20 protein-coding genes and 1 pseudogene are annotated in these 20,865 nt (G+C 64.6%); 20 read left to right on the top strand and 1 reads right to left on the bottom strand.

Going from position 1 to position 20,865, the window contains the following annotated elements:
• Window position 1 precedes the first annotated feature (1 nt).
• The 5 genes from ruvX to VEC01_RS09795 are packed head-to-tail and all read left to right on the top strand — an operon-like array spanning window position 2 to window position 3,893.
• Window positions 2-391 (top strand): Holliday junction resolvase RuvX, encoded by a 390-nt coding sequence (gene ruvX, locus VEC01_RS09815; protein WP_324900631.1) that lies wholly within the window; start codon window positions 2-4, stop codon window positions 389-391.
• A complete protein-coding gene (pyrR, locus tag VEC01_RS09810; protein WP_324900630.1) occupies window positions 378-884 on the top strand; it encodes a bifunctional pyr operon transcriptional regulator/uracil phosphoribosyltransferase PyrR in 507 nt (168 codons plus the stop codon). The genes ruvX and pyrR overlap by 14 nt, the downstream gene beginning before the upstream one ends.
• Window positions 877-1,836: an aspartate carbamoyltransferase catalytic subunit gene (locus VEC01_RS09805; protein ID WP_324900629.1), complete on the top strand. Its 960-nt coding sequence runs from the start codon at window positions 877-879 to the stop codon at window positions 1,834-1,836. Before pyrR ends, VEC01_RS09805 begins: the two co-directional genes overlap by 8 nt.
• A gap of 3 nt (window positions 1,837-1,839) precedes the next feature.
• Window positions 1,840-3,126, top strand: coding sequence for a dihydroorotase (locus VEC01_RS09800; protein WP_324900628.1), 1,287 nt, complete (start codon window positions 1,840-1,842; stop codon window positions 3,124-3,126).
• A gap of 5 nt (window positions 3,127-3,131) precedes the next feature.
• The gene (locus VEC01_RS09795) at window positions 3,132-3,893 is read left to right on the top strand and encodes a lysophospholipid acyltransferase family protein (RefSeq protein ID WP_324900627.1); all 762 of its coding nucleotides are present in this window, start codon (window positions 3,132-3,134) and stop codon (window positions 3,891-3,893) included.
• A gap of 174 nt (window positions 3,894-4,067) precedes the next feature.
• Here VEC01_RS09795 and VEC01_RS09790 read toward each other — a convergent pair whose 3' ends face one another.
• Entirely contained in the window at window positions 4,068-4,892 is an 825-nt protein-coding gene (locus tag VEC01_RS09790) for a symmetrical bis(5'-nucleosyl)-tetraphosphatase (protein ID WP_324900626.1), read from the bottom strand.
• Window positions 4,893-5,102: 210 nt separating this feature from the next.
• Between VEC01_RS09790 and rfbB the strand changes: the two genes are divergently transcribed.
• The 15 genes and pseudogenes from rfbB to VEC01_RS09715 all read left to right on the top strand — a co-directional run.
• The gene (gene rfbB / locus VEC01_RS09785; RefSeq protein WP_324900625.1) at window positions 5,103-6,182 is read left to right on the top strand and encodes a dTDP-glucose 4,6-dehydratase; all 1,080 of its coding nucleotides are present in this window, start codon (window positions 5,103-5,105) and stop codon (window positions 6,180-6,182) included.
• Window positions 6,179-7,066, top strand: a complete 888-nt coding sequence (gene rfbA, locus VEC01_RS09780; protein WP_324900624.1) for a glucose-1-phosphate thymidylyltransferase RfbA — start codon at window positions 6,179-6,181, stop codon at window positions 7,064-7,066. Before rfbB ends, rfbA begins: the two co-directional genes overlap by 4 nt.
• Before the next feature lie 2 nt (window positions 7,067-7,068).
• A complete protein-coding gene (gene rfbC, locus VEC01_RS09775; RefSeq protein ID WP_324900623.1) occupies window positions 7,069-7,620 on the top strand; it encodes a dTDP-4-dehydrorhamnose 3,5-epimerase in 552 nt (183 codons plus the stop codon).
• Window positions 7,617-8,498 (top strand): dTDP-4-dehydrorhamnose reductase, encoded by an 882-nt coding sequence (rfbD, locus tag VEC01_RS09770; protein WP_324900622.1) that lies wholly within the window; start codon window positions 7,617-7,619, stop codon window positions 8,496-8,498. Before rfbC ends, rfbD begins: the two co-directional genes overlap by 4 nt.
• A gap of 71 nt (window positions 8,499-8,569) precedes the next feature.
• A complete protein-coding gene (locus tag VEC01_RS09765; protein WP_324900621.1) occupies window positions 8,570-9,979 on the top strand; it encodes a mannose-1-phosphate guanylyltransferase/mannose-6-phosphate isomerase in 1,410 nt (469 codons plus the stop codon).
• Window positions 9,980-9,990: 11 nt separating this feature from the next.
• Window positions 9,991-10,776: an ABC transporter permease gene (locus VEC01_RS09760; protein ID WP_324900620.1), complete on the top strand. Its 786-nt coding sequence runs from the start codon at window positions 9,991-9,993 to the stop codon at window positions 10,774-10,776.
• Window positions 10,776-12,056: an ABC transporter ATP-binding protein gene (locus VEC01_RS09755; RefSeq protein WP_324900619.1), complete on the top strand. Its 1,281-nt coding sequence runs from the start codon at window positions 10,776-10,778 to the stop codon at window positions 12,054-12,056. The genes VEC01_RS09760 and VEC01_RS09755 overlap by 1 nt, the downstream gene beginning before the upstream one ends.
• Before the next feature lie 181 nt (window positions 12,057-12,237).
• A complete protein-coding gene (gene gmd, locus VEC01_RS09750) occupies window positions 12,238-13,281 on the top strand; it encodes a GDP-mannose 4,6-dehydratase (RefSeq protein ID WP_324900618.1) in 1,044 nt (347 codons plus the stop codon).
• A complete protein-coding gene (locus tag VEC01_RS09745) occupies window positions 13,265-14,194 on the top strand; it encodes an NAD-dependent epimerase/dehydratase family protein (RefSeq protein ID WP_324900617.1) in 930 nt (309 codons plus the stop codon). The genes gmd and VEC01_RS09745 overlap by 17 nt, the downstream gene beginning before the upstream one ends.
• Before the next feature lie 47 nt (window positions 14,195-14,241).
• Window positions 14,242-15,393 carry a glycosyltransferase family 1 protein gene (locus tag VEC01_RS09740; RefSeq protein WP_324900616.1) on the top strand — a complete coding sequence of 384 codons (1,152 nt, stop codon included), beginning with the start codon at window positions 14,242-14,244 and terminating at the stop codon, window positions 15,391-15,393.
• Between the two features lie 41 nt (window positions 15,394-15,434).
• The gene (locus VEC01_RS09735; protein ID WP_324900615.1) at window positions 15,435-16,292 is read left to right on the top strand and encodes a glycosyltransferase family 2 protein; all 858 of its coding nucleotides are present in this window, start codon (window positions 15,435-15,437) and stop codon (window positions 16,290-16,292) included.
• A gap of 12 nt (window positions 16,293-16,304) precedes the next feature.
• Complete coding sequence (locus tag VEC01_RS09730; RefSeq protein WP_324900614.1) at window positions 16,305-17,483, top strand: glycosyltransferase family 1 protein; 1,179 nt, start codon at window positions 16,305-16,307, stop codon at window positions 17,481-17,483.
• A 30-nt stretch (window positions 17,484-17,513) separates the two neighbouring features.
• Window positions 17,514-18,998 (top strand): oligosaccharide flippase family protein, encoded by a 1,485-nt coding sequence (locus tag VEC01_RS09725; protein ID WP_324900613.1) that lies wholly within the window; start codon window positions 17,514-17,516, stop codon window positions 18,996-18,998.
• 161 nt (window positions 18,999-19,159) lie between these two features.
• Complete coding sequence (locus tag VEC01_RS09720; RefSeq protein WP_324900612.1) at window positions 19,160-20,260, top strand: glycosyltransferase; 1,101 nt, start codon at window positions 19,160-19,162, stop codon at window positions 20,258-20,260.
• Window positions 20,261-20,331: 71 nt separating this feature from the next.
• Window positions 20,332-20,865: pseudogene (locus VEC01_RS09715) on the top strand (phosphomannomutase/phosphoglucomutase); the annotation flags it as partial.

Raw genomic sequence — 20,865 nt, 5'->3', positions numbered from 1 at the left:
AGTGGAAACGGTTCTCGGCTTCGATTTCGGCCTCAAGCGCATCGGCGTCGCCATCGGCAATACCCTGATCAGACAAGCACAGCCCCTGACCGTGATCACGGCCGCGACCAATGACGCAAAATTCGCGGCGATCGCGTCCCTGGTCAGGGAATGGCAGCCCGCGCGCTGCGTGGTCGGCCTGCCGCTGCACCCGGATGGCGCCGAGCATGAGATGACGGTGCGCTGCCGGCGCTTCGCCAACCAGTTGAACGGCCGCTTCGGCGTCGCCACGGTCCTGGTGGACGAACGGTATTCTTCCGCGGTCATCGCGCAGCAGCGCGGCGAGGCGATCGATGCGCAATCCGCGGCAATCATTTTGCAACAATACTTGAACGACTATGTCCAATCCTAACTTCGACGCCGAGCAGCTGTACGCGGCGCTCGCCGAGCGCGTCAAGAGCGCGCTCGCGCACGCCGAGAACGTCGCCATCGTCGGCATCCATTCCGGCGGCGCGTGGCTGGCGGAACGCCTCGCGAAAGACATGCAGCTGGCCGAGCGCCTGGGCTTCATCGACGTCTCCTTCTACCGCGACGACTACGCGGAACGCGGCCTGCATGCGGAAGTCAAGCCGACCCAGATCCCGTTCGACGTGGAAGGCGCGACCATCCTGCTGGTGGACGACGTGCTCTATACCGGGCGCACCACCCGCGCGGCGATCAACGAGCTGTTCGACTACGGGCGCCCGCGCCGCATCATGCTGGCGGCGCTGGTCGACCGCGGCGGACGCGAACTGCCGATCGCCGCCGATTTCGTCGCCGAGACAGTGACGCTTCCCGACGACCAGCAGCTCGTGCTGCAACGCGCCGGCGACGGCAGCTTCTCCCTGACGGTGGACCATGCTTAATCCGCAACTGAACAAGAACGGCGAGCTGCAGCACCTGCTCACCATCGAAGGCCTGCCGAAGGCGATCATCACCCACATCCTCGACACCGCATCCTCCTTCGTCAGCATCAGCGACCGCGAGGTGAAGAAGGTGCCGCTGATGCGCGGCAAGAGCGTGTTCAACCTGTTCTTCGAGAACTCCACCCGCACCCGCACGACCTTCGAGATCGCGTCCAAGCGGCTGTCGGCGGACGTGATCAACCTGAACATTTCCGCATCCAGCACCGCGAAGGGCGAATCGCTGCTCGACACCATAGACAACCTGGCGGCGATGCATGCCGACATGTTCGTCGTGCGCCATGCGCAATCCGGCGCGCCCTACCTGATCGCCAAGCACCTGATCGACACCAACCAGCCGCATGTGCACGTGGTCAATGCCGGCGACGGCCGCCACGCGCATCCGACGCAGGGCCTGCTCGACATGTACACCATCCGCCACTACAAGAAGGATTTCAGCAACCTGACGGTGGCGATCGTCGGCGACATCCTGCACAGCCGCGTGGCGCGCTCCGACATCCACGCGATGACCACCCTCGGCGTGCCGGAAGTGCGCGCAATCGGCCCGCGCACGCTGCTTCCCGGCGGTCTGGAGCAGATGGGGGTGCGGGTGTTCACCGACATCAACGAAGGCCTGAAGGACGTCGACGTGATCATCATGCTGCGCCTGCAGAACGAGCGCATGTCCGGCGCGCTGCTGCCGTCGGCGCAGGAGTTCTTCAAGAGCTACGGCCTGACCCCGGAACGGCTCGCGCTGGCCAAGCCGGATGCGATCGTGATGCATCCGGGCCCGATGAACCGCGGCGTCGAGATCGACTCCGCGGTGGCCGACGGCGCGCAGGCGGTGATCCTGCCGCAGGTGACCTTCGGCATCGCGGTACGGATGGCGGTGATGAGCATTTTGGCGGGAAATTAAACAATGAAACTGCATATCAAGAATGGCCGGCTGATCGATCCGGCCAGCGGCACCGACGCGCAACAGGATTTGTTCATCGCGGACGGCAAGGTGGTGGCGACAGGGAAGGCGCCGGACGGATTTGCCGCAACCAGGACCGTCGATGCGAGCGGCATGGTGGTGATGCCAGGCCTGGTGGACCTGAGCGCGCGCCTGCGTGAGCCCGGTTACGAATACAAGGCGACGCTGGAATCGGAAATGCAGGCCGCGATGCAGGGCGGCGTGACCAGCCTGGTCTGCCCGCCGGACACCGATCCGGTGCTGGACGAGCCGGGGCTGGTGGAAATGCTGAAGCACCGCGCCAAGACGCTGAACCAGGCGAATGTGTATCCGCTCGGCGCATTGACCGCCGGCCTGAAGGGCGAAGCGCTGACGGAAATGGCCGAGCTGACCGAAGCCGGCTGCATCGGATTTTCGCAGGCGGAAGTGCCGGTGGCTAACACCACCGTGCTGATGCGCGCGCTGCAGTATGCGAACACCTTCGGCTACACCGTCTGGCTGCGTCCGCAGGACCCGCACCTCGGCCGCGGCGGGATCGCGCACAGCGGGCCGGTTGCGTCGCGCCTCGGCCTGCCGGGAGTGCCGGTGGCGGCGGAAACCATTGCGCTGCACACCATTTTCGAACTGATGCGTGTCACCGGCGCGCGCGTGCACCTGTGCCGCATGTCGTCGGCCGCCGGGCTGGCGCTGGTACGCGCGGCGAAGAAGGAAGGCTTGCCGGTCAGCTGCGACGTCGGCGTGCACCATGTGCACCTGACCGATGTCGATATCGGTTTCTTCGATCCGAATGCCCGCATGACGCCGCCGCTGCGGGCGCAGCGCGACCGCGACGCGATCCGGGAGGCTTTGCTGGACGGGACCGTCGACGCGATCTGCTCAGACCATACGCCGGTCGACGACGATGAAAAGCTGCTGCCGTTCGGCGAGGCATCACCCGGCGCCACCGGGCTGGAACTGCTGCTGCCGCTGGTGCTCAAGTGGGCCGACGAAGGGGCGGAGCGTTCGCCGCAGGGATTGGCAACGGCACTGGCGAAGGTCACTTCGGATGCGGCGCGGGTTGCCGGCCTGGCCGGCGGCCGGCTGGCGCCCGGCAGCGCCGCCGACATCTGCGTATTCGATCCGGCGGCGCGCTGGAGGGTGGATGCGAATGCACTCGCCAGCCAGGGCAAGCACACGCCTTTCCGCGGCTATGAAATGAGCGGGCAGGTGAAGATGACGATCGTGGCCGGGCATATCGCGTTCGAGCGCTAAGCGGCATGGCCGTTCTCCGCCTGCTGCGCGTCCTGCTGCATCTGTTCGAAGGGCTGGCGACCTGCGCGCTGGTGTTTCCGTTCATCGATGACGCAGGGCGGCGCGCGCGCATCCGCCGCTGGTCGGCGCGGCTGCTGGCAATATGCCGGGTGCGGGTGCGCATCGCGCATCTGCACGGGGCGCAATCGGCGCCGCGCGCGCTGATGGTGGCCAACCACGTTTCCTGGCTCGACATCTTCGTCATCAACAGCCTGCAGGCCACCCGCTTCGTCGCCAAGTCGGACATCCGGAGCTGGCCGCTGATCGGCTGGCTGTGCGAGAAGACCGGCACCATCTTCATTGCGCGCGGCAGGATGCGCGAGGTGCGGCGGATCTACCAGGGGCTCGTCGCCAGCTTGCACGCGGGCGAGCATGTGGCATTTTTCCCGGAGGGCACGACTGCTGCGCAGGGTGCGCTGCTGCCGTTTCATGCCAACCTTTTCGAGGCGGCAATCGAGGCGGACGTGCCGGTGCAGCCGTACGCGCTGCGCTATGTGGATGATTCCGGACGCCTGCATCCGGCCGCCGATTTCGTGGGTGACATGACTTTCCTGCAAAGCATGCTGACAGTGCTGGGCGCGGGCGGCATGACCGCGGAGCTGACGGTGCTGCCGCCGATCGAAACGGGCGCCGCGTCACACAGGCGCGAACTGGCGGAGGCGGCGCAGGCGGCGATCGCCGCAGTGCTCGACGAGAGAGCGGTCAGCGGGACTCGCAAGCAGATCTAGTAGATCATCCGGATGAATGTGTAGGGTGGGTGGGGCCGCCGAGGTGGGGCCGCCGAGGTTGGGCCGCAGGCGAAACTCATCGTTTTGGCTACGCCTATCGAGACACATGGCAGGTTTCGCGTTGCTCAACCCACCCTACGGTCCTCAAGTCATTAAAATCATCTGGATGATCTGCTAGATCGAGCCGGGTCGCTGAAACTGCGGGCAGTCGACCTGGATCACCGAGCGGTCTTCCAGGCACACCGCGGTCAGCTTGCCGCCCCACAGGCAGCCGGTGTCGAGGCTGATCAGGTTCGGGCGCAGCGTCAGGCCGAGCGTCGACCAGTGGCCGAACACGACCGTCACGTCTTCGGTCCTGCGGCCGGGTACGTCGAACCAGGGCATGAAGCCGGGCAGCGCGGTTTCCGCGCCTTTCGACACCGCCAGGTCCATTTGCCCGTCCGCGGTGCAGAAGCGGATCCGGGTCAGCGCGTTGACGATGCAGCGCAGGCGGTCCGCGCCTTGCAGGCTGTCGTCCCACCGGTCCGGCGTATTGCCGTACATCTGACGCAGGAAATCCACCCAGTCCGGCCCGCGCAGCACGGCTTCCACCTCGCCCGCCAGCGCCAGCGTCTGCGCCGCCGTCCATTGCGGCAGCACGCCCGCGTGCACCAGCAGGTGGCCGTTGACCTGGAGCGCCAGCGGCTGCCGGCGCAGCCAGTCCAGCAATTCGTCACGGTCCGGCGCGTTCAGGATGTCGTCCAGCGTATCCGAGCGATGCGGCTTGCGAATGTTTTCCGCAACCGCAAGCAAATGCAAGTCGTGGTTTCCCAATACCATACTTGTGGTATCGCCGAGCGCGCGAACTTCGCGTAAAGTGGCGAGCGACCGCGGGCCCCGGTTGACCAGGTCGCCGACGAAGATGAATCGCGGTTGCGCGCAGACGGCACGGATGCGGTCGAGCAGTTCGGTGAGTTTCGGTTGGCAGCCCTGCAGGTCACCGATCACATAAGTCGTCATGAAAGACTAGAATTTCCAAAAAGAAATAGAAAAACTGCTGGCACGGCATTATAAAGAAAGAAAAACCGGCGGCATCTTGCCTGGGTAACAAATCCTTACTTCTGCAGGTCTCGATCCTTGATTAAATACGCACGTGCCTTGGCGCTATCATTTCATTATTTTCAAGTAAAATCATAGGTTTACCAAAATTTCACCCGACAGGATACCCGAATGATATTAGTGACGGGCGGAGCCGGTTTTATTGGTTCCAACTTCATCATTGACTGGCTGGCGCAGGATGACGAGCCTATCGTCAACCTGGACAAGCTCACCTATGCCGGCAATCTGAAGAACCTGCTTGCCTTGCAGCAGGATACCCGTCATGTCTTCGTGCGCGGCGACATCTGCGACCGCGCGCTGGTGGCGCAGCTGCTCGACACCCACAGGCCGCGCGCGATCGTGCATTTCGCCGCCGAGAGCCATGTCGACCGCTCCATCCTCGGCCCCGGCGAATTCGTCACCACCAATGTAAACGGCAGCTTCAGCCTGCTGGAAGCGGCGCGCGACTATTTCGCCCGCCTGCCGCAGGCGCAGCGCGCGGCGTTCCGCTTCCTGCATGTGTCGACCGACGAGGTATACGGCTCGCTCGGGCCGGACGACGCGCCTTTTTCCGAGACCACCGCGTACGCGCCCAACAGCCCGTACTCCGCATCGAAGGCGGCATCGGACCATCTGGTGCGGGCCTACCACCATACCTACGGGTTGCCGACGCTGACTACCAATTGCTCGAACAATTACGGGCCCTACCAGTTTCCGGAAAAGCTGATCCCGCTGATGATTGCCAATGCGCTTGCCGGCAAGCCGCTGCCGGTGTATGGCGACGGGCGCAACGTGCGCGACTGGCTGTATGTCGGCGACCATTGCGCGGCGCTGCGCCGGGTGCTGCAGGACGGCCGTCCGGGCGAAGCCTACAACATCGGCGGCTGGAACGAAAAGACCAACCTCGAGGTGGTGCACGCGCTGTGCGACATCCTCGACAGCCTCGCGCCGAAGGCGGGCAGCTACCGCGACCAGGTCGCGTTCGTGCAGGACCGGCCCGGCCATGACCGCCGCTATGCGATCGACGCGCGCAAGATCGAGCGCGAACTCGGCTGGAAGCCGGCGCAGACCTTCGACAGCGGCATCCGCCACACGGTGCAGTGGTATCTCGACCATGCCGACTGGGTGCGCGACGTGCAGTCCGGCGAATACCTCAAGTGGGTGGAACGGAATTACGGCAGCCGCGCCGGCGCGCAGGGAGATCTGCGATGAACGCGCAGCGCAAGGGCATCGTGCTGGCCGGCGGTTCCGGCACGCGGCTGTATCCGGTCACCACGTCCATCTCGAAGCAGCTGTTGCCGGTGTACGACAAGCCGATGATTTATTACCCGCTGACCACGCTGATGCTGGCGGGCATGCGCGAGATCCTGCTGATTTCGACACCGCAGGACACGCCGCGCTTTGTCGACCTGCTGGGCGACGGCAGCCAGTGGGGCATCAGCATCCGGTATGCGGTCCAGCCTTCGCCCGACGGGCTGGCGCAAGCCTTCATCATCGGCCGCGAATTCATCGGCAACGACCTGTCGGCGCTGATCCTGGGCGACAACATCTATTACGGCCATGATTTCGACACACAGCTGCGCACCGCGACGCAGCGCGAGGAGGGCGCGACGGTCTTCGCGTATCACGTGACCGACCCGGAACGCTACGGCGTGGTGGAGTTCGACGACCGGCGGCGCGCGGTCAGCATCGTCGAGAAGCCGCAGCAGCCGAAGTCGAACTATGCGGTCACCGGCCTGTATTTCTACGACCGCCAGGTGTGCGACATCGCGGCCGGCATCAGGCCGTCGGCGCGCGGCGAACTGGAAATCACCGACGTCAACCGCGCCTATCTCGACCAGGGCAAGCTGAACGTCGAGGTGATGGGCCGCGGCATGGCCTGGCTCGATACCGGCACCCACGAATCGCTGATGGACGCGGCGCAATACATCGCCACCATCGAACGGCGCCAGGGACTGAAGATCGCCTGCCCGGAAGAGATTGCCTTCCGCAAGGGCTACATCAGCGCCGAGCAGCTGGAAAAGCTGGCGCAGCCGCTTGCGAAGAATGCCTACGGCCAGTACCTGCTGCGCATCCTCACCGACCACGTGTTCTGACCATGAAGCTCGTTGCCACCGCCATTGCCGATGTCTTCCTCGTCGAACCGACCGTGTTCGGCGATGCGCGCGGCTTCTTCTTCGAAAGCTTCAACGAACGCCGCTTCCGCGAAGCAATCGGCGCCGGCGACGAGCTGCGCTTCGTGCAGGACAATCATTCGAAGTCCGCGAAGAACGTGCTGCGCGGCCTGCATTACCAGATTCGCCAGCCTCAGGGCAAGCTGGTGCGGGTGGTGGCCGGCGAAGTGTTCGACGTCGCGGTCGACATCCGGCGCAGCTCGCCCACCTTCGGCAAATGGGTCGGCGCCATCCTCTCGTCGGAAAACAAGCGGCAGATGTGGGTGCCCGCCGGCTTTGCGCATGGTTTCGTCGTGACGAGCGACAGCGCCGAATTCCTGTACAAGACCACCGATTACTGGGCGCAGGAATACGAGCGCAGCATCGCCTGGAACGATCCGGCGATCGGTATCGAATGGCCGGTTTCCGGCGAACCCGTGCTTTCGGACAAGGACCGCAATGCCAGGCTGCTGGCCGAGGCCGAGGTGTACGCATGAGAATCCTGGTGACGGGCCGCAGCGGCCAGGTCGGCTATGAACTCGAGCGCAGCCTGCAGGGCCTGGGCGAGGTGATCGCGGCGGACCGGGACATGATGGACCTGTACGATCTCGACCGCATCCGCACCGTGATCCGGGAGATCAAGCCGGCGCTGATCGTGAACCCTGCCGCCTATACCGCCGTCGACGCCGCCGAGAGCGAGCCGGAACGGGCGATGCGCATCAACGGCGAAGCGCCCGGCGTGATGGCGGAGGAAGCGCGCCGGCTGGGCGCGGCAATCATCCATTACTCGACCGATTACGTGTTCGACGGCAGCAAGGCAGGCGCCTACACCGAAGAGGACGTGCCGATGCCGGCCAACGTCTACGGCCGCACCAAGCTGGCCGGCGAGCAGGCGATCCAGGCCAGCGGCGCGCCGCACCTGATCCTGCGCACCAGCTGGGTCTACGGCACGCGCGGCCGCAACTTCCTGCTGACCGTGCGCCGGCTGGCGCAGGAAAAGGAAGAACTGCGTATTGTCGCCGATCAATACGGGGCCCCTACCTGGTGCCGTACTATTGCCGATACGACAGCCCATATGGTGGCCGGACTCGGCGCGGGCAGGGCGAATGCCGGACTGGACCTGGACCTGTTGCGCCAGAGGTCAGGCGTGTATCACCTGACTGCGCAAGGTCAAACCACATGGCACGGGTTTGCAGAGACTGTAATTGCGCACTGGTCGACCGAAAGGAAACCGGTGGTGAAACCAATCACGACGAAGGACTATCCGCTGCCTGCAAAAAGGCCGGCGAATTCCGTTTTGTCCTGCAACAAGCTGATGGAGACGTTTTGCAGCCTGCCGCGCTGGGACAGCGCGTTGCGCCTGTGCCTCGAGTAGTAAGGCCGGGGCGAAGGAAAACGAACCTACAATTCCAAATACTCAACAATTCATAAGAGCGAAAATTCATCATGTTGATCCCCATTATTCTTTCCGGCGGTGCCGGCACGCGCCTGTGGCCGGTATCGCGCGAGGCGTATCCGAAGCCTTTCATGCGCATCGGCGGCGGCAAGAGCCTGCTGACGCAGACGCACGAGAGGGCGCTGGCGGTGTCGTGCAATACCGCGCCGCTGATCGTCACCAACCGGGAGTATTACTTTCTGTCGCATGACGAACTGGCCGACCAGGAAGTCAAGCCGCACTACCTGCTCGAGCCGACCGGCCGCAACACCGCGCCGGCGATCGCGCTCGCCGCGATGTGGGCGATGGAACAGAAGAGCGATGCCTGCCTGCTGGTGCTGCCGGCCGACCACCTGATCAAGGACACGCCGTCCTTCTATACCGCCGTGCAGCATGCGGAAAACCTGGCCAAGGACGGCTTCCTGGTGCTCTTCGGCGTCAAGCCGACCGGCCCGGAAACCGGCTTCGGCTATATCGAGATGGGCGACAAGGTGAGCGAGCACGCGCAGCTGGTGCGGCGCTTCGTCGAAAAGCCGGATGCGGTGACCGCGGCGAAATACCTCGAGCAGGGCAATTACGTCTGGAACAGCGGCATGTTCTGCTTCCGCGCCAGCGCCATCCTGGAGGCGTTCGCCGTCTATAATCCGGCGCTGCTGGAAGCGGCGCGCGAGGTCTGGAAGAGCACCCGGCCCGAGGGCGACAAAATGGAGCTGCCGGCTTCCTTCGCGGCGCTGGAGAACATCTCGATCGACTATGCGGTGATGGAAAAGGCGAAGAACATCGCCGTCATCCCGGGCGACTTCGACTGGAGCGACATCGGCGCCTGGAAAGCGGTCGCGGAAGCGATTCCGGCCGACGCCGACGGCAACACCAGCAACAATTGCCAGACCATCGTCATCGACAGCCGCAACACCCACATCGAAACCAAGGACCGCCTGGTCGCGGTGATCGGCCTGAACAACCTGCTGGTCGTCGATACGCCGGATGCGCTGCTGGTGGCGGACAAGTCCAAGAGCCAGGAAGTGCGCGAAGTCGTCGCCCGCCTGAAGGCCAGCGGCCACGAGGCGCACAGGACGCACCGCACGGTCGCGCGTCCGTGGGGCACCTATACCGTGCTGCAGGAGGCGCCCGGCTTCAAGATCAAGCGCATCGCGGTCAAGCCGGGCGCGTCGCTGTCGCTGCAGATGCATCATCACCGCAGCGAACACTGGGTGGTGGTGTCGGGCAAGGCGGAAGTGATCAACGGCGAGCAGGTCATCGCGCTGGAAGCGAACCAGTCGACCTATATCCCCGCCGGCAACAAGCACCGCCTCACCAATACCGGCGACACGGAACTGGCCCTGATAGAGGTACAATGCGGCTCCTATCTGGGCGAGGATGACATCGTCCGCTTCGAAGATATCTACGGCAGGGTCAAATAATGGCAGTAGGCATGGTGCGCTCGATATGGAGCTATCGCGGCTTCATATCCGGCAGCGTCAAGCGCGAGTTCCAGTCGCGCTACCGGAATTCGCTGTTGGGCGCAGCATGGACGGTTCTCAATCCGCTGGCGATGATCGTGGTCTACACGGTCATCTTCTCGCAGGTGATGCGCGCGCGCCTGCCCGGCGTCGACAGCGGCTTTGCGTACAGCATCTACCTGTGCGCCGGCGTGCTGACCTGGGGCTTGTTCGCGGAAATCGTCAGCCGTGCGCAGAATGTCTTCCTCGAACATGCGAACCTGATCAAGAAAATCAGCTTCCCGCGCATCTGCCTGCCGGTGATCGTGGTCCTGAACGCCGGCATCAACTTCGCGATCATCTTCAGCCTGTTCGTGCTGTTCCTGCTGGCGACCGGCAGCTTTCCCGGCGCGAGCTTCATCGCGATCTTTCCGGTGCTGACGATACAGATCGCGTTCGCAATCGGGCTTGGTATCATTGTCGGCGTACTGAATGTTTTCTTCCGTGATGTAGGTCAGTTCTTCTCCGTGTTGCTGCAGTTCTGGTTCTGGTTCACGCCGGTCGTCTATCCGGTGTCCATCCTGCCGCCCGCGCTTCTTCCGTATTTCAACCTCAATCCGATGGTGCCGCTGGTGACCGCCTACCACGACATCCTGGTGCATGGTGGCTGGCCGCAGTGGGACACCCTGGCGGTGCCGGCGGTGCTGGCGGCGCTCCTGTGCGTGCTCGGCATGCGCATGTTCCGCAAGCGCGTCGGCGAAATCGTGGATGAACTGTAATGGGTTATATCCGCGTCAACGGCCTCGGCAAGGCCTACAAGCAATATTCCAGCCATTGGGCCCGGCTGGCGGAGTGGATGCTGCCCTTTGGCGGGCCGCGCCACCAGCTCAAGTGGGTGATGCGTGACGTCAGCTTCGGGCTGGAGCCGGGCGAAGCGGTCGGCATCATCGGCATCAACGGCGCCGGCAAGAGCACCTTGCTGAAGATGATCACCGGCACCACGCAACCGACCACCGGCAGCGTCGAGATCAGCGGCCGCGTCGCGGCGCTGCTGGAACTGGGCATGGGATTCCATCCGGAGTTCACCGGCCGCCAGAACGTGTTCATGGCCGGCCAGCTGCTCGGCCTGAGCATCGACGACATCGCACGCCTGATGCCCGAGATCGAAGCCTTTGCCGAGATCGGCGACTACATCGACCAGCCGGTGCGCGTGTATTCCAGCGGCATGCAGATGCGCCTGGCTTTCAGCGTCGCGACCGCGCGCCGCCCGGACGTGCTGATCGTCGACGAGGCGCTGTCGGTGGGCGACGCCTATTTCCAGCACAAGAGCTTCGACCGCATCCGTTCCTTCAGCCGCGCCGGCACCACGCTCTTGATCGTGTCGCACGACAAGCACGCGATCCAGTCGATCTGCAACCGCGCGATCCTGCTCGACGGCGGCCGGCTGGTGAAGGAAGGCGATCCGGAAGAGGTCATGGATTACTATAATGCCCGCCTGGCCGAACGCGAGAACAGCAACCTGAACCTGCAGCAGAAGCAGCTCGACGGCGGCAAGGTGCAGACCGTGTCCGGTAGCGGCGAGGCGACGGTGGCCGACATTGCGTTGCTGAACGAGCGCGGCGAGCCGCAGGAAGTGTTCGACGTCGGTGTGCCGGTCAGCCTGCGGGTGAAGGTTGCGGTACGGCGCGCGATCCCGCGCCTGGTACTGGGCTACATGATCAAGGACCGGCTGGGGCAGGCGGTGTACGGCACCAATACCGATTTGTCGCAGCAGCCGCTGCACGACGTGCAGCCGGGCGAGCCGATCACCTACCGCATCGATTTCCCGCTGACCCTCGGGCCGGGAACCTACTCGGTTGCGGTGGCGTTGCAGAGCACGGATACGCACCTGGTCGATAATTATGAATGGCGCGACCTGGCGCTCGTGTTTACCGTCGCCAACCTGAGCAAGCCGCAGTTCGTCGGTTGCGCGTGGATCCCGCCGCGCATCAGCATCGACCGGCCGCAGGCGGCAGCGACGGCAGCCGAGCCGCTGGCATGCGCCGGCAGCAGGCAGTGACAGGCTCGGGCAAAATGGCGGCTTGCGCGTTGATTCTGAAACAACTTTGATTTGTGTTATCACCGAAAAACAAATTTCCATTAACTTGTGCGAAGGCTGCTGACGGTTTTCTGCCAGGCAAGCACTTGCGCCACCCGGACTTCCTCTCCAATCCCGATTCAGACTCTTGCAGACGATAAAAATGACGACTTCCAAAACCGCGATCATCACCGGCATCACCGGCCAGGACGGTGCCTATCTCGCCGAACTCCTGCTGAACAAGGGGTACAAGGTGTACGGCACCTACCGCCGCACCAGCTCGGTCAATTTCTGGCGCATCGAAGAACTCGGCGTCGACAAGCATCCGAACCTGCACCTGGTGGAGTATGACCTGACCGATCTGTCGGCCAGCATCCGCCTGCTGCAGACGACCGGCGCAACCGAGGTGTACAACCTGGCGGCGCAGAGCTTCGTCGGCGTGTCCTTCGACCAGCCGGTCACCACTGCCGAGATCACCGGCATCGGCCCGCTGAACCTGCTGGAGGCGATCCGCATCGTCAATCCGAAGGTGCGCTTCTACCAGGCATCGACCTCGGAAATGTTCGGCAAGGTCCAGGCGATCCCGCAGATCGAATCGACCCCGTTCTATCCGCGCAGCCCGTACGGCGTGGCCAAGCTGTATGCGCACTGGATCACGGTGAACTACCGCGAGTCGTATGACATCTTCGGCTGCAGCGGCATCCTGTTCAACCACGAGTCGCCGCTGCGTGGCCGCGAGTTCGTGACGCGCAAGATCACCGACACGGTCGCCAAGATCAAGCTCGGCAAGCAGGATGTGCTGGAGCTGGGCAACATGGACGCCAAGCGTGACTGGGGCTATGCGAAGGAATACGTGGAAGGCATGTGGCGCATGCTGCAGGCGAGCGAACCGGATACCTTCGTGCTGGCGACCAACCGGACCGAAACCGTGCGCGACTTCGTCACGATGGCATTCAAGGCGGCCGGCTCCCAGCTCGAATGGCGCGGCCGCGGCGAAAACGAAGAGGGTATCGATGCCGCCACCGGCAAGACCGTGGTGCGCGTGAATCCGAAGTTCTACCGCCCGGCGGAAGTCGACCTGCTGATCGGCAATCCGGCCAAGGCGAAGGAAAAGCTCGGCTGGGAACCGCAGACGACGCTGGAGCAGCTGTGCCAGATGATGGTGGAAGCCGACCTGCGGAGAAACGAGCGTGGCTTCTCCTTCTGACGGCACGCCGGCCTCGCGAGGCCGCGTGCTGCTGACCGGCGCCAACGGCTTCACCGGCAAATACGTGCGGGCGGAGCTGGAGGCGGCCGGCTATACCGTGGTCGGCGCGCTCGTTGGCGCCGCCCGCGGCCCGCATGAAGTGACGCTGGACATCACCTCGCCGGACAACTGCCGGCGGGTGATGGAAAAACTGCGTCCGGACTACCTGATTCATCTCGCGGCGATCAGCTTCGTCGCGCATGCCGATGCCGATGCGTTCTATCGCGTCAATGTGATCGGCACCATCAACCTGCTGCAGGCGATGGCGGACGCCGGCGTGACGCCGCGCCGGGTGCTGATCGCCAGCAGCGCCAATGTGTACGGCAATGCCACCGCCGGCGTGATCGCCGAGACGCAAGCGCCGCAGCCTGTGAATCATTACGCGGTGAGCAAGCTGGCGATGGAATACATGGTGCGAACCTGGAACGACCGCCTGCCGATCGTGATCACCCGTCCGTTCAACTACACCGGCGTCGGCCAGGAACCGCATTTCCTGGTGCCCAAGATCGTGTCGCATTTCGTGCAGCGCGCGCCGCTGATCGAGCTCGGCAACCTCGACGTCGAACGCGACTTCTCCGACGTGCGCATGGTGGCGCGCGCCTACCGCGGCCTGCTGGAGCAGGAGCGCACCGGCGAGATCGTCAACATCTGCAGCGGCCGGCCCTATTCGCTGCGCGCGATCATCGGCCACATGCAGCAGATCGCCGGTTACGAGATTGACGTGCGCGTCAATCCGGCCTTCGTGCGGCAGTCCGAGGTGAAGACGCTGGTCGGGGCGCCGGACAAGCTGCGTTCGCTGGTGGCCGGCCTCGATCCGATCCCGCTTGAAGACACGCTGCGCTGGATGTACGACGCCGGCACGGCTGCCCACTGAAGAACCGGTCCCGCGCCCGCGGGATTGCCTTATTACAATAACGCTCCATGGACCTTTTCAACCGCGTACGGGTCGGCATCAATGCCGTGCCCATCCTGTCCCCGTTGACCGGGGTCGGCCAATACACGTACCGGTTGATCACGGAACTGCAGCAGCTGCTGCCGCAGCAACCCTGGCTGTTCTACGGCACCTCCTGGGACCGCGAGATCCGCACCGCCGCGGCGCCCGGCGCGCGCGAGATCAACAATGCGATCAAGCAGCTGCTGCCGCACCCGCATGTGGTCACGCGTTTCCTGAAGCAAACCCGGTTTTCCGCCGGCGCGCGCAAGCACCGCATTACCCTCTACCATGAGCCTGCCTACCTGGCCTACCGGTTTTCCGGCCCGACGGTAGTCACGATCCATGACCTGTCCTGGGTGCGCCATCCGGAAACCCATCCGCCCGAGCGGGTGCGCGAGATGAACCTGTTCATGCCGCGCATCGCCGAGCGGGCGAGCCACATCATGGTCGATTCCGACTTCGTACGCGACGAGGTGATGCGCCACTACGGCGTGCCGGGTGAGCGCGTGAGCACGGTGCTGCTCGGGGTGGCGCCGGAATTCCGGCCGCTGGATCCGCAAGCCTGCCGCCCGGTGCTGCACCGCTTCGGGCTGCAGCACGGCTGCTACCAGCTTGCGGTTGGCACGCTGGAGCCGCGCAAGAACCTGTCGACCGTCATCGCTGCCTTTGCGCAATTGCCGCCGGTTGTACGGCGGCGTTTTCCACTGGTCATCGTCGGCATGCACGGCTGGGGCATGCAGGACTTTTCCGCAAGCCTGCGGCACATGGTCGAAGCGGCGGAGGTGCGCCTGCTCGGTTTTGTCGGCCAGGAAGACCTGCCGGCGCTGTATTCCGGCGCGCGGCTGTTCGTCTATCCGTCGCTGTATGAAGGGTTCGGGCTGCCGCCGCTGGAAGCGATGGCCTGCGGCGCGCCGGTTATCGCGTCGCGTCGCGCCTCGCTGCCGGAAGTGGTCGGCGACGCCGGCCTGCTGGTCGATCCGCTCGACGACCGCGCGATCGCGCAGCATATGCAAGCGCTGATCGAGGATGACGCGATGCATGCGTCGCTTGTTGCGGCAGGCTGCGAACAGGCGCGGAAATTCACATGGCGCAAGTTCGCCCATGAGACAATCGCGGTATACAAGAAAGTGCTCGCCTGAGCCGTGCCGCCAGGCGGAGCGTCAACCCGTTCGGACCATTCATGTCGATTAGCTGTTGCGTGGTGAGTTACCACAATCCGCCGGAAGAGATCGCCGAGGTGCTGCGCAGCGCGTCCGCCACGCCGGACGTGGCGCTGACCCTGGTCGACAATTCGGCCAACGATGCCCTGGCGGCGGTCGCCCGGCGTTTCGGCGCGCGTTATGTGCACCGGCCGGACAACCTCGGCTTCGGCGCCGCGCACAACCTTGCGATCCGCGAAGCTATCGCGCAGGGCGCCGACTACCACCTGGTCCTGAACCCCGACATCAGCTTCGGGCCGGAGGTGATCCCGGCGCTGCGCGCCTACATGGATGCGCATCCCGACATCGGCCTGATCATGCCCGACATCCGCTATCCGGACGGCAGCCGCCAGCACCTGTGCAAGCTGCTGCCGCATCCGGGCGACCTGTTCGTGCGGCGCTTCCTGCCCGCCCTGTACCGCCTCTCCGGCCGGCTCGACACCTATGAGATGCGGCGCAGCGGCTACGACCGGATCATGGACGTGCCCTCGCTGTCGGGCTGCTTCATGTTCCTGCGCACTTCGGTGCTGAAGAAGGCCGGCGGCTTCGACGAACGTTTCTTCATGTACCTGGAAGACGTCGACCTGTCGCGCCGCATCGGACAGATCGCCCGTACCGTGTATTACCCGGGCGTGTCGATCACGCATGCGTATCAGAAGGGATCCTACAAGACCAGCGCGCTGTTGCTGCGCCACATACGTTCCGCGATCCGATACTTCAACAAATGGGGCTGGGTGTCCGATGCGGAACGCGGCGCCGTCAACCGCGCCGCGCTGCAGGGCCTGCAGCACGCGCAGCCGCTGCCCGCTGATGCGCCGTCGCTGACCAACCGGAAATAGGCGATGCCGGCCATGAAAAACGTATTGATCGACCTGACGCAGCTGCCGCTGGAGCGCACCGGCGTCGGCGTGTACGCGGTCAATTACGTGCGCAGCCTGCGCCGCCTGGCCGGCCTGCAACGCCTGCATTTCCTGGTGCTGGACGACGATCCGGAATTGCTGCGCGACGTGCGCGCGATTCCCGGAGCAAATGCCATCGTGCTGAAGGCGGCGCTGTTCCGCCGTTTCGCGCTGCGCGTGCTGCTGGAGCAATGCATCATTCCGTTCCTGGCGTTCACGCGCGGCTTCGACGCGGTGCACTCGCTGCATTACAGTTTTCCGTTGTGCAGCTTCGGCCGCTTCAAGCGCATCGTCACCGTCTGCGACATGTCGTTCTTCCTGTTCCCCGGACTGCATGTGCCAGTCAAGCGGCTGTTCTTCCGCTTCTTCATCCGCCGCCTGCCGAAGGTCGAAGGGCTGCTGTTCATCTCCGCCTCCACCATGCAGGATTTCATGCGCGACTTCCCGCAATGCCGCGCGGCGCGCCGCGTGATGCCGCTCGGCGCCGACCTGGCGCGCCTGGCGCAGGCGCCGGATGCGGCGCTGGTGCAGGCCTTGCGCGCGCGCTTCGGCATCGACCGCTACATCCTGTATGTCGGCACGGTCGAGCCGAGGAAGAACATCCTCGGGCTGGTGCAGGCCTTCGAGCGCTGCGCGGCTGCGCATCCCGGCGTCAAGCTGGTGATCGCCGGCAAGCTCGGCTGGGATTATGAAAACCTGCTGCAATACCTGAAGTCTTCCGCCGCACGCGAGCGCATCGTTCTTGCCGGCTATGTGAACGAAGCGGAAAAGCATGCGCTGCTCAAGTCGGCGCTGCTGTTCGCATATGTGTCGTTCTACGAAGGTTTCGGACTGCCTGTGCTGGAAGGCATGGCGGCCGGCGTGGCCACTATCACCAGCAACATTTCCTCGATGCCCGAGGTGGCCGGCGATGGCGCGCTGCAGGTGGACCCGAACGACACCGCGCAGATCGCCGCGGCGATGCATGGCCTGCTGGCCGACCCCGCGGCGCGCACCGCACTGGCGGCGCGCGGCCTGGCGCAAAGCCGAGCCTTTACCTGGGAGAACACCACGGCGGTCTCCCTCGACTTTTACCAGGAAGTGCTGGAACGTAACGGCATGGCGGCCTCGCTGCAGCGCCAGAACGAATGACACGGCCCTGCCGGCCCCGCTGCTGAACGCATGCATACCCTGCGCTTTTTCATCTTCAACCTGCTCGGGCACACGCTGCCGATGACCGTCGCACTGGTGTCGGTGCCGATGATCGCGCATTTCGCCGGCGTCGAGCGGCTGGGCGCGCTCGGCGTGGTGTGGGCGCTGGTCGGGTATTTCAGCTTCCTCGATTTCGGCCTGAGCCGCGTGGTCACCCGGCGCGTCGCGCAGGCGGCGGAGCAGGGACGGCTGGATGAAGAGCTGCTGGACCTGCGCGGCTTTTTCTGGTGGCGCGCGGTGCCGGCGCTGGCAGTGATCGGCTTGCTGCTGCTGGCGTCGCGTATCCTGTTCGCCGGCTTCCTGCCGCAGGGCGAACTCGGGCGCGAGCTGGCAGCGAGCTGGCCCTGGATTTCATTCAGCATTCCGGTCACCCTGGCGACCAACTGGCTGCGCGGCGCGCTCGAAGGCGTACACCGTTTTGCCCGCGTGAACCTGATGCGCACCGTGTTCGGCGCCTGGACCTATGCGGCGCCGGCGGTCGCATCGCTGTGGGCGCCGACGCTGGAAGGCATGATCATCGGCATCGTGCTCGGGCGCGCGCTGGCGCTGGCGGTGCACGCCTGGGCCTGCCTGCAGGCAGAACCCGCCATCCTGCTTGGCCCGATACGCACGCAGCTCGCAGGGCAGGGCCTGTTCTTCCAGGAAGGCGGCTGGATCACCGTGTCCAACGTGATCGGCCCGCTGATGCTGTATTCCGACCGCTTCGTGCTGGCGGCGCTGGTGCCGCCCACCGCGGTCGCCTGGTACGTGACCTCGCAGGAAGTCCTGCTGCGCACCATGGTGATTCCCGCCGCGCTCGCCGGCGTGCTGTTTCCCAAGTTCGCAGGCAAGCCCGATACCCGCGCCGAAGCGCCGCTGGCCGCCCTGTACCAGCGCGGCATCCGCGTGATCGCGGCAATCATGCTGCCCCTGTGCGCGCTCGCCGCCGCCGGCGGCTACGACGGCCTGCGCCTGTGGCTGGGCCAGCCGTTCGCCGCCAATGCATACCGCGTGGTCGAGATCGTCGCCGTCGGCATCTTCGTGTATGCAATCGCGCACCTGCCGCAGGCATGGCTGCAGGGCGTGGGGCGGGCGCACCTGACAGCCAAGGTGCAGCTGGTCGAACTGCCGCTGTACGCGCTCGGTCTGTATACAGCGGTGACCGCATGGGGAATCGCCGGCGCGGCGGTGCTGTGGGTGCTGCGGGTCTTCCTCGATTGCCTGCTGCTGCTGCGCCTGGTCGGACAGGAGAGCGCGCGGCCGGTCGCGCTGCCGGTGCTGATCGGCGTGTCGTTCACCGGCGCTGCCGGGCTGCTTTCCGGTCCGGACCTGGACTGGGCCTGGCGTGCCGCGCTGTGCGCCGCCGCGTTCGGCGGCGCGGCCGCAATTTCCTGGTTCGTCTTCCTCGACCGGGACGACCGGCGCAAGGTGACCGGGTTGCTGCGCGGGCGATTCAGGGTGTTGCCGAAAGTATAAAAATTGTCATGATCTTGTAAAAAATGGATGCAATTGCGTGATTAACATCTGGCAATAATTTAGACTGTCACCTTCTTTTTTCCGGCGAAATCCGCACCGGCCCGGTTTTTCATGCCCCGACTGCGCGGCAAGCCCGCGCAACGCGATTTCGTCCCACTTTCATGTCGTCTTTTCTCATCAGTTTCATCGCTGCCGCACTCCTGACGCTGCTCGTCATCAGGCACGCATCGCTGCACGATGCGATGCTCGACAGCGACCTGAACGGCGTGCAGAAGGTGCACGCGCGCGCGGTGCCGCGCATCGGCGGCGTCGGCATCTTCGCCGCCGTCGTGCTCTCGGCCGCGATCGCGACCTGGCGCACGCCACCGATCGGGCAGGCGATGCTGCTGCTGCTGCTGTGCTCTTCGGTCGCCTTCGCCGGCGGCATCGTGGAAGACCTCACCAAGCGGGTGAGCCCGTCGCGCCGGCTGATCCTGACCATGGTGGCCGCTGCGATGGGCTACTTCCTGCTCGACGCGAAAGTGGAGCGGATCGACCTCGGCGTGTCGCAATGGGCGATTGCCTGGGTTTGGATCGCCTTGCCGCTGACGGTGCTGGCGGTGGCGGGCATCGCGAATGCGATCAACATCATCGACGGCTTCAACGGGCTGGCGACAGTAGTGTCGATCAGCATGCTGGTGTCGCTCGCCTATGTCGCCTTGCAGGTGAACGATACCTTCGTGCTGGTCACCGCGCTGATCGTCGCCGGCGCCGCGGCCGGGTTCCTCATCTGGAATTATCCGGTCGGGCTGATCTTCCTCGGCGACGGCGGCGCCTATTTCCTCGGCTTCATGGTCGCGGAGCTGGCGGTGCTGCTGGTGATGCGCAATCCCGCGGTATCGACCTGGTATCCGGTGCTGCTGCTGATCTATCCCGCGTTCGAAACCATCTTTTCCGCCTACCGCCGCCTGTTCCTGCGCGGCCAGTCGCCCGGCACGCCGGACGGCATCCACCTGCACAGCCTGATATTCCGCCGGGTGGTATTGTGGGCGGTCGGGCGCCGCGACGCGCGCGCATTGAACCTGCGCAACGCGATGACTTCCCCCTATCTGTGGCTGCTGTCGCTGATGGCGGTGGTGCCGGCGACCTGGTTCTGGCGGCATACCTGGATACTGATGGTATTGAGCCTGGTGTTCGTCGTGACTTACATATGGCTTTATGCGCGCATCGTGCGTTTCCGCTCGCCGCGCTGGATGATCCTGGGCAAGAAAAAAGGAAAGTGAGAGGGTGCCGGCCGCGAACTTCTGCGCGCGGCGGCTTTCTGTAAAGATTCAACCAGTTTTCATAAGAGATCATGTCTACCGCTTCTTCCGCTACTTCTGCTTCTTCTGTTTCGCAAACCATCTTCAAGGCCTACGACATCCGCGGCATCGTGGGCAAGACCCTGGACATCGGCGTGGCGCGCCAGATCGGCCAGGCGTTCGGCACCGCCGCCCGCATCAAGGGCGAACAAACCGTGGTGATCGGCCGCGACGGCCGCCTGTCCGGCCCGGAACTGGCAGCCGCGCTCGCGTCCGGCCTGCAGCGCGCCGGCATCGACGTGATCGACCTCGGCGTGGTCGCCACCCCGATGGTCTACTTCGCCACCCATGCGCTGGAGGCGCAGTCCGGCATCATGGTCACCGGCAGCCACAACCCGCCCGACTACAACGGCTTCAAGATGGTGCTGGGGGGCGAGGCGATCTATGGCGACGCGATCCAGAGCCTGTACACGACCATTGTGCGCGCCGACTTTGCCAGCGGCAACGGCAGCTACCGCACGCATGACATCAAGGAGGCCTACCTGCAGCGCATCGCAAGCGATGTGAAGACCAGCCGCAAGATGAAG

Source organism: Noviherbaspirillum sp. (assembly GCF_035627455.1).
Classification (GTDB): Bacteria; Pseudomonadota; Gammaproteobacteria; order Burkholderiales; family Burkholderiaceae_D; genus Noviherbaspirillum.
Note: the sequence above shows the minus strand (reverse complement) of the source record. Positions and strands in the feature narration are given on the sequence as shown.

Excerpts from the sequence above, each read along its gene's own strand:
- VEC01_RS09725 (WP_324900613.1), top strand. The coding sequence starts at position 17,514 with ATGCATACCCTGCGCTTTTTCATCTTCAACCTGCTCGGGCACACGCTG.
- VEC01_RS09730 (WP_324900614.1), top strand. The coding sequence starts at position 16,305 with ATGAAAAACGTATTGATCGACCTGACGCAGCTGCCGCTGGAGCGCACC.
- VEC01_RS09800 (WP_324900628.1), top strand. The coding sequence starts at position 1,840 with ATGAAACTGCATATCAAGAATGGCCGGCTGATCGATCCGGCCAGCGGC.
- VEC01_RS09760 (WP_324900620.1), top strand. The coding sequence starts at position 9,991 with ATGGTGCGCTCGATATGGAGCTATCGCGGCTTCATATCCGGCAGCGTC.
- VEC01_RS09765 (WP_324900621.1), top strand. The coding sequence starts at position 8,570 with ATGTTGATCCCCATTATTCTTTCCGGCGGTGCCGGCACGCGCCTGTGG.
- rfbC (WP_324900623.1), top strand. The coding sequence starts at position 7,069 with ATGAAGCTCGTTGCCACCGCCATTGCCGATGTCTTCCTCGTCGAACCG.
- VEC01_RS09735 (WP_324900615.1), top strand. The coding sequence starts at position 15,435 with ATGTCGATTAGCTGTTGCGTGGTGAGTTACCACAATCCGCCGGAAGAG.
- rfbA (WP_324900624.1), top strand. The coding sequence starts at position 6,179 with ATGAACGCGCAGCGCAAGGGCATCGTGCTGGCCGGCGGTTCCGGCACG.
- VEC01_RS09720 (WP_324900612.1), top strand. The coding sequence starts at position 19,160 with ATGTCGTCTTTTCTCATCAGTTTCATCGCTGCCGCACTCCTGACGCTG.
- VEC01_RS09790 (WP_324900626.1), bottom strand. The coding sequence starts at position 4,892 with ATGACGACTTATGTGATCGGTGACCTGCAGGGCTGCCAACCGAAACTC.
- gmd (WP_324900618.1), top strand. The coding sequence starts at position 12,238 with ATGACGACTTCCAAAACCGCGATCATCACCGGCATCACCGGCCAGGAC.
- pyrR (WP_324900630.1), top strand. The coding sequence starts at position 378 with ATGTCCAATCCTAACTTCGACGCCGAGCAGCTGTACGCGGCGCTCGCC.
- VEC01_RS09795 (WP_324900627.1), top strand. The coding sequence starts at position 3,132 with ATGGCCGTTCTCCGCCTGCTGCGCGTCCTGCTGCATCTGTTCGAAGGG.
- VEC01_RS09740 (WP_324900616.1), top strand. The coding sequence starts at position 14,242 with ATGGACCTTTTCAACCGCGTACGGGTCGGCATCAATGCCGTGCCCATC.
- rfbD (WP_324900622.1), top strand. The coding sequence starts at position 7,617 with ATGAGAATCCTGGTGACGGGCCGCAGCGGCCAGGTCGGCTATGAACTC.
- VEC01_RS09755 (WP_324900619.1), top strand. The coding sequence starts at position 10,776 with ATGGGTTATATCCGCGTCAACGGCCTCGGCAAGGCCTACAAGCAATAT.
- VEC01_RS09805 (WP_324900629.1), top strand. The coding sequence starts at position 877 with ATGCTTAATCCGCAACTGAACAAGAACGGCGAGCTGCAGCACCTGCTC.
- rfbB (WP_324900625.1), top strand. The coding sequence starts at position 5,103 with ATGATATTAGTGACGGGCGGAGCCGGTTTTATTGGTTCCAACTTCATC.